Source organism: Intrasporangium chromatireducens Q5-1 (genome assembly GCF_000576575.1).
GTDB classification, from domain to species: Bacteria; Actinomycetota; Actinomycetes; order Actinomycetales; family Dermatophilaceae; genus Intrasporangium_A; species Intrasporangium_A chromatireducens.
Genome location: NZ_AWQS01000226.1, coordinates 1 through 6,123, shown reverse-complemented (window position 1 = coordinate 6,123; position 6,123 = coordinate 1). Strand labels below are relative to the sequence as shown.

The 6,123-nt window shown below is 70.7% G+C and carries 8 protein-coding genes and 1 riboswitch; of the genes, 3 read left to right on the top strand and 5 right to left on the bottom strand.

Annotated features, from left to right (window positions below):
* Positions 1–185: 185 nt before the first annotated feature.
* On the bottom strand, positions 186–671 hold the full coding sequence (locus N864_RS18170) for an OsmC family protein (protein ID WP_034720354.1): 486 nt from the start codon (positions 669–671) through the stop codon (positions 186–188).
* 159 nt (positions 672–830) lie between these two features.
* The gene (locus tag N864_RS26485; protein ID WP_420805223.1) at positions 831–914 is read right to left on the bottom strand and encodes a putative leader peptide; all 84 of its coding nucleotides are present in this window, start codon (positions 912–914) and stop codon (positions 831–833) included.
* 10 nt (positions 915–924) lie between these two features.
* Positions 925–1,040, bottom strand: a riboswitch (SAM riboswitch).
* 162 nt (positions 1,041–1,202) lie between these two features.
* Between N864_RS26485 and N864_RS18165 the strand changes: the two genes are divergently transcribed.
* A complete protein-coding gene (locus N864_RS18165; RefSeq protein ID WP_155893007.1) occupies positions 1,203–1,571 on the top strand; it encodes a hypothetical protein in 369 nt (122 codons plus the stop codon).
* A 30-nt stretch (positions 1,572–1,601) separates the two neighbouring features.
* On the opposite strand, the gene N864_RS24805 is transcribed toward N864_RS18165, so the two are convergent.
* From N864_RS24805 to N864_RS18155, 3 genes are all read right to left on the bottom strand, one after another.
* Positions 1,602–1,769, bottom strand: a complete 168-nt coding sequence (locus N864_RS24805) for a hypothetical protein (RefSeq protein WP_155893006.1) — start codon at positions 1,767–1,769, stop codon at positions 1,602–1,604.
* 116 nt (positions 1,770–1,885) lie between these two features.
* Positions 1,886–2,998, bottom strand: a complete 1,113-nt coding sequence (gene proB / locus N864_RS18160) for a glutamate 5-kinase (RefSeq protein WP_034720347.1) — start codon at positions 2,996–2,998, stop codon at positions 1,886–1,888.
* A 173-nt stretch (positions 2,999–3,171) separates the two neighbouring features.
* Positions 3,172–3,816 carry a hypothetical protein gene (locus tag N864_RS18155; RefSeq protein ID WP_155893005.1) on the bottom strand — a complete coding sequence of 215 codons (645 nt, stop codon included), beginning with the start codon at positions 3,814–3,816 and terminating at the stop codon, positions 3,172–3,174.
* Between the two features lie 252 nt (positions 3,817–4,068).
* Here N864_RS18155 and N864_RS18150 point away from each other — a divergent pair, with 252 nt between their 5' ends.
* Together N864_RS18150 and N864_RS18145 are read left to right on the top strand one after the other, a co-directional pair.
* Positions 4,069–5,352, top strand: coding sequence for a glutamate-5-semialdehyde dehydrogenase (locus tag N864_RS18150; protein WP_034720342.1), 1,284 nt, complete (start codon positions 4,069–4,071; stop codon positions 5,350–5,352).
* Positions 5,353–5,399: 47 nt separating this feature from the next.
* Positions 5,400–6,095: a class I SAM-dependent methyltransferase gene (locus N864_RS18145; RefSeq protein ID WP_034720339.1), complete on the top strand. Its 696-nt coding sequence runs from the start codon at positions 5,400–5,402 to the stop codon at positions 6,093–6,095.
* Positions 6,096–6,123: the final 28 nt, after the last annotated feature.

Genomic DNA, 6,123 nt, shown 5'->3' with positions numbered 1-6,123 from the left:
GTCACAAACGCCGGGTCGACCGGTCACGAAACGCGGGTCGACCGGTCACGAAACGCGGGTCGACCGGTCACCAACGTGAGGTGGTCTGGGCTGGCGGTCGGCCGAGCGGGCACGAACCCCGCTCGACCGGGCAAGGCCACTCGTACCCAACTCGGCCGCACCTGACGCCCGCCGAGCGGAACCGGTCAGGCGAGCGCGTACGTCGTGCGGACGGGCACGGCGTGGCCCAGTCCGTCGAGGACCGGGCAATGCTCCTCGACCGCCTGCGTCAGCTCCTCGTAGCGCTCCGGCGCCTCTGGCCCGGAGAGCTGGACCGACACGTCGATCGACTGGAATCCGGGCCGCACCCCGTCCGCCAGGCCGAAGAAGCCCCGGAGGTCGATCTCTCCGGTCAGCGCGATGTCGACCCCGTCGAGCTGGATGCCGAGCTTCTGCGCCCACACCTGGAAGGTGATCACCTGGCAGGACCCGAGGGCCGCGAGCAGGTGCTCGACCGGGTTTGCTCCCTTGTCGGTGCCACCGAGTCCGGCGGGCTCGTCGATGGTGAACGCGTGGGAGCTGGCTTGCACACGGACCTCGGTCGCCGTGTCGGCGACCAGGGTGGTGCGGACCTCGGGTCGGATGAGCTGCGCCTCGGTGGTGGCGGTCGTGGTCTCGTGGGTAGCGGTCATGGTCTTCCTCCAAAACGGTTGATGGGTATGGCGAATGGCCGCGAAGCGCGACGTGGCGTCGGGAATCGCGTTGGTGCAGAAGGGAGCCAGCCGTGCGCTGTCGGCTTGGTGTCCGGCCTGGGCTCCATCGAAGGCGCTGAGGGACTCAGCGGCCGGCGGTCAGCGGCAACAGATCGCGGTCGCCACCCGCAGCAGGTCGACATGGAGCCGGCGGGTGAGGGCGGGTGACGCGAAGTCGGTCATGCGAAGGCCTTTCTCATCTTTCCCGCGAGGCGGGACGGACGTGGCACCTGTCGGCTCCGAAGATCTCGGAAGGCCGGGTTGCCGGGGCTTCAACGGGCCGTTTCCCTCTGCCCCTCTGGATGAGCGGTATGACGTTGTGCGGCGACTGTAGCGCGGGTGCATCGTGGTGCGTGTTGCGTCGTTCGCATGCTGGACCGACTGCAGGCACGGGGCACCCTCGACGCGGGACCTTCGCCTCTGGTCGCGCCCGACCACCGCGAGGACGGTGCAGTGCAGGAGGCGTTTGCCATGACCGACACCACAGGCAGGGCCAGCTCGAATCACCCGCCCGTCGGCCGGCGCTCCCAGGCCCACACCCCGCTCGTCCGCGCGTGGATCGGTGTGGCACTGGTCCCGGTCTTCTTCTTCCTGTCGTTCGCCGTGCAGACCGGCATCTACGCGCTGACGGGCCACGACCCGAGTGCGGGCTCGGTGCCGCTCGCGGCATACCTCACCGCGGCCCTCCCGGGTCTGGCGATCGTGCTCGCTCCCTGTGTCGCGGCCGTTGTCCTTGGGCGCCGGGCGGTGCGGTCCGGTGTTCCTGCCGGACTCCTGCCGCAGGTCGTCGCTGCACTCCTGGCTGTTGGCGCGGTCGTGCTGACGGTGGTCAACCGCTGACCCCCGCGGCGGGGGACCGATGCCTCGGCGTCACGTCCCGCGCTGCCGCCTCTTACGGATCATCCTGACCACCCTCGTGACGATGCCGGTCAGCGCCGCCAGCACAGCGGCGAGAAGCAAGGCGTCCGGGTGGTCCTGGAATGACGCGACGATCTCGTTGCTCTCGCGGAGCTCTTCCTTGTCCTCGATGCCGACCATGGCCCCTCCGCTCGCTCGTTCCATCTCAGCGTGCTCACACTGGCGTTCTGCACGGGGAGGGCCAAAGGGCCCGGAACCGACATCGAGGGTCGTGACCTCGAGAGAATGACGTGCAGTCAAAGAACGACGAGGAAGTCGCGGTGAATGACCTCGCGCTCATACTCCGGCCCGAGCTCGCGCGCCAGTTCCTTGGTGGACCGTCCCAGCAAGCCCGGCAGCTCCTTGGCGGAGTAGTTTGTCAGCCCGCGTGCCACGACCCGGCCGTCGAGGGCGCAGACATCGACCGCGTCCCCTTCCTGGAAGCCGCCCTCGACGCGGACGACCCCGGCCGGCAGCAGGGACTTCTTGCGGTGCGTGAGTGCGGTGACCGCGCCATCGTCGACGACGAGGCGCCCGCGCGCTGTCGTGGCGTGCTGGAGCCAGAGCCGCCGGGACGCCCCGCGCACACCGATGGGCAGGAACAGCGTGCCGACGTCCTGGCCGTCCAGGACCTGGGTCACCCGGTCCGCCGCGGTGACGACGGTGACGACCCCGGCGGCCGTGGCGATGCGAGCCGCCTCGATCTTTGTGCTCATCCCACCGCTGCCCACCTTGGAGCTGCTGCCCCGGACCTCGATGTCGGCAAGGTCGTCCGGCCCCGACACCAGCGGGATCCGCTTCGAACCGGCCCGGGACGGCGGCCCGTCGTAGAGGGCGTCGACGTCGGTCAGCAACACCAGGGCGTCCGCGTCGATGAGGTGCGCCACGAGGGCGGCCAGCCGGTCGTTGTCGCCGAAGCGGATCTCGGACGTCGCGACGGTGTCGTTCTCGTTGACGACCGGCATGACGCCGAAGTCCAGCAACCGGTCGAGGGTGCGTCGTGCGTTCGTGTAGTGGGTCCGGCGGGTCACGTCGTCGACGGTGAGGAGGACCTGCCCGACGGTGATGCCGTGCGCGCCGAAGGCTTGGGTGTAGGCGGCCAGGAGCGCTCCCTGCCCGACGCTCGCGGCGGCCTGCTGGGTGGCGAGGTCGCGGGGGCGCGCGCCGAGCCCGAGCGGGCCGATGCCCGCTGCGATGGCGCCCGAGGAGACGAGGACGACCTGGCTTCCCTCGAGGTGCTGTCGCGCGAGTGCGTTGACGAGCGCGACGAGGCGGGCGGAGTCGATCCCACCGTCCACACCGGTCAGCGAGCTCGACCCCACCTTCACGACCAGGCGTTTGGCCTGGCTGATCTCGGACCGCGGGGACACGCGGACAGCCTAGTGAGGGCCCACCGCGAGCCGTCGGGTCGCTCACGATCCGATCGAGCGCTCGGGATCCCCGCGCGGACAACGGGTTTCCCCCGCAGCGCCGAGCTCGCACAGCCCGTGATCGAGAGAACGACTTTGGGCCGGAAAGCCGGTCTCTCGATCAAGGGAGTGGCTCAGAGGCCTTCCCCGCACCCGCCGGGGATGCGGCAGATGGCGGTCTTGAGGTCGCGATAGGTCCCGATGGAGGCCCACTGCAAGCCGCCGAGCGCCTGGCCGTTGAAGGAGGCCTCCGCAGTGGCGTCCCGGCTCGTGCCGCTTGAGTGCACGACCATCTTGAAGCCGCTGGTGCTGTAGTGGTCCGTCGTGTGGCCCGTCGAGATGGGGCCGACGCCTGTCCAGGTGGCGGAGAGGCTCACGGTGGTCGCCTCGCACTCGGACGCGACCTCCTCGCCGAACTCGTCGACGGGGCAGGTGCGTGCGGGCAGGTTGGTCGCGTTGACGGAGGCCTTCGTCAGCCGCTTCGCGTCATAGGTGAAGGTGAAGCCGCTCGTCACCTGCACCGTGGTCTGGACACCACCCAGGAAGGCGCCCTCGCTGCTGACCTGAGCCACCATGCTGAAGATGTCGAGCGTGGCGGCGCCCTTGCTGGGGGCGGTAGCACTTACGAACGTGTCCACCACGTTGCCAGGTGACTGCGTCGTCCACTCTGCGGACACGTTCGTTCCGTTGCTGCGCAGGTGCGTCACCTGTGCCTGGGCCGCACTGGCGGGCATTGCCAGCACCGTGACGGTGGCCGCGCTCGCTGCCAGAGCCATCATGATTCGTCGCATAGCGTCGTCACGCTCCCTTTTGCCCACCACTCGTGGGCGATGTGGTTGGTGCCCCTGACGAACCCAGTGAAGATCGTGCCCCTTTGCCCGGGGTAGGGCACAAGGTCCCGCACCGCGGTCGCATCGTCACTGACCAGCGGCATCCGGGACATGGGTCCCGTCTCTCGAAGCGGTCGCGAGCAAACCGTCACAGATCGAGACGGGCGTTTCACGGGCCGGCCGGCCGCCTACGCTGATGGCATGTCAGAGCCGATCGACCCCGCCGTCGTCGACTACGTGGGCGACCTCGCCGACAAGGCCCGCGTCGCGTCCAGGCGGCTCGCGCTGATGTCCCGTGCCGAGAAGGATGCCGCCCTGCTGCGGCTCGCAGACGCGGTCGACGCCGCAACGCCAGCCATCCTCGAGGCGAATGCCGAGGACCTCGAACGGGGCCGCACCACTGGCATGCCGGAGAGCCTGCAGGACCGGCTGCGCCTGGACGCCGACCGGGTCGCCGCGGTCGCCCAGGCGCTCCGCGACGTCGCGGCGTTGCCCGACCCCGTCGGCGAGATCGTCCGCGGCTCCACTCTCGCCAACGGCTTGCAGATCCGGCAGGTCCGGGTGCCGATGGGCGTCATCGGGATGATCTACGAGGCTCGCCCCAACGTCACCGTCGACGCCGCCGGGCTCGCGCTCAAGTCGGGCAACGCCGTGCTCCTGCGAGGCGGGTCGGCGGCCGCCAGCAGCAACCACGCCCTCGTCGAGGCGATGCGCACCTCGCTTGACCGGCAAGGGCTTCCGGCCGACGCCATCACCCTGCTCGAGCAGGGCGGCCACGACGCCGGGCGCGCGCTCATGACGGCCCGTGGCCGGGTCGACCTCGTCATCCCGCGCGGGGGAGCGGCGCTCATCCAGACCGTCGTGCGCGAGTCGACGGTCCCCGTCATCGAGACCGGTATCGGTGTCTGCCACGTCTACGTTGACCGCTCCGCCGACCTCGGCAAGGCCGAGCGGATCACCGTCAACGCCAAGACCCACCGTCCGAGCGTCTGCAACGCGGCCGAGTCGCTCATCGTCCACCGCGACGTGGCCCCCGACTTCCTGCCGAAGGTCCTGACGGACCTCGCCGCAGCCGGGGTGCGGCTGCACGTCGCGCCCGAGGTGCGGCCCTACGCGGAGGCCGCGGGAGCGGCATACGACGTCGCGGCGGAGACCGACTTCGGCACCGAGTGGCTGGGGCTCGAGCTGAGTGTCGCCGTCGTCGACTCGATCGACGAGGCGATGGACCGGATCCGCCGCTACGGCAGCGGGCACACCGAGGCGATCGTCACCGAGGACCGTGCTGCCGCCCGGCGCTTCACCGCCGAAGTCGATGCGGCGGCGGTGATGGTCAACGCGAGCACGCGCTTCACCGACGGCGGCGAGTTCGGCTTCGGCGCCGAGATCGGCATCTCGACCCAAAAGCTGCACGCCCGCGGCCCCATGGCCCTCCCCGAGCTGACGACGACGAAGTGGATCGTCGAGGGGGACGGGCACATCCGGTGACCGGGCACCGAGCGGGGGCCCGACGACGACTGGCATGATGGCCACCCATGGAGGGCACCGAGGTTCGCAAGCTCGCCCAGCTCGAGGACACCCACTGGTGGTACCGGGAGCGGCGCCACCTGCTCGACCGACAGCTGCGAGGCCTCGTCCCCGGACGGGCCCTCGACATCGGCGCCGCCGGCGGAGGGAACACCCGCGTCCTGCGTGACCACGGCTGGAGCGCCATCGCCCTCGAGTACGGGGCCGACGGCGCCGCCGTCGCGCACGAGCGGGGCCTCGCGACCCTGCGTGGTGACGCGACGAAGCTGCCGCTCGCCGACGGGAGCCTCGACCTCGTCGTCGCCTTCGACGTCCTCGAGCACATCCCGGACGACGACGCCGCGGTGGCCGAGGTGCACCGGGCACTCCGACCGGGCGGGACGTACCTCGTCGCCGTCCCTGCCGACCCGCGGCTGTGGTCGGCCCACGACGTCGCCGTCGACCACGTGCGCCGCTACACCCGTCCGCAGCTGCTCGCCCTGCTCGAGCGGGGCGGCTTCGAGATCGAGAGCGTCCGGTCCTGGAACGTCCTGCTCCGTCCGGTCGTCGCGCTGCGGCGCCGGTCGAGCAACGGCTCCGACCTAGAGGAGCTGAGCCCGGTCGTCAACCTCGGCCTGCGGGCCATCATCACGGCCGAGCGCTATCTGCCCGTCGACCGCTGGCCCGGCGTGAGCCTGCTCGTGCGCGCCCACCGGCGCGGCTGACCGCACCCCGCGCGGCCCGGTCGGCGAG

What these genes read in the sequence shown, in the direction of transcription:
- N864_RS18170 (WP_034720354.1), bottom strand. Translation starts at nt 671, where the DNA reads ATGACCGCTACCCACGAGACCACGACCGCCACCACCGAGGCGCAGCTC.
- N864_RS26485 (WP_420805223.1), bottom strand. Translation starts at nt 914, where the DNA reads ATGACCGACTTCGCGTCACCCGCCCTCACCCGCCGGCTCCATGTCGAC.
- N864_RS18165 (WP_155893007.1), top strand. Translation starts at nt 1,203, where the DNA reads ATGACCGACACCACAGGCAGGGCCAGCTCGAATCACCCGCCCGTCGGC.
- N864_RS24805 (WP_155893006.1), bottom strand. Translation starts at nt 1,769, where the DNA reads ATGGTCGGCATCGAGGACAAGGAAGAGCTCCGCGAGAGCAACGAGATC.
- N864_RS18155 (WP_155893005.1), bottom strand. Translation starts at nt 3,816, where the DNA reads ATGATGGCTCTGGCAGCGAGCGCGGCCACCGTCACGGTGCTGGCAATG.
- N864_RS18150 (WP_034720342.1), top strand. Translation starts at nt 4,069, where the DNA reads ATGTCAGAGCCGATCGACCCCGCCGTCGTCGACTACGTGGGCGACCTC.
- N864_RS18145 (WP_034720339.1), top strand. Translation starts at nt 5,400, where the DNA reads ATGGAGGGCACCGAGGTTCGCAAGCTCGCCCAGCTCGAGGACACCCAC.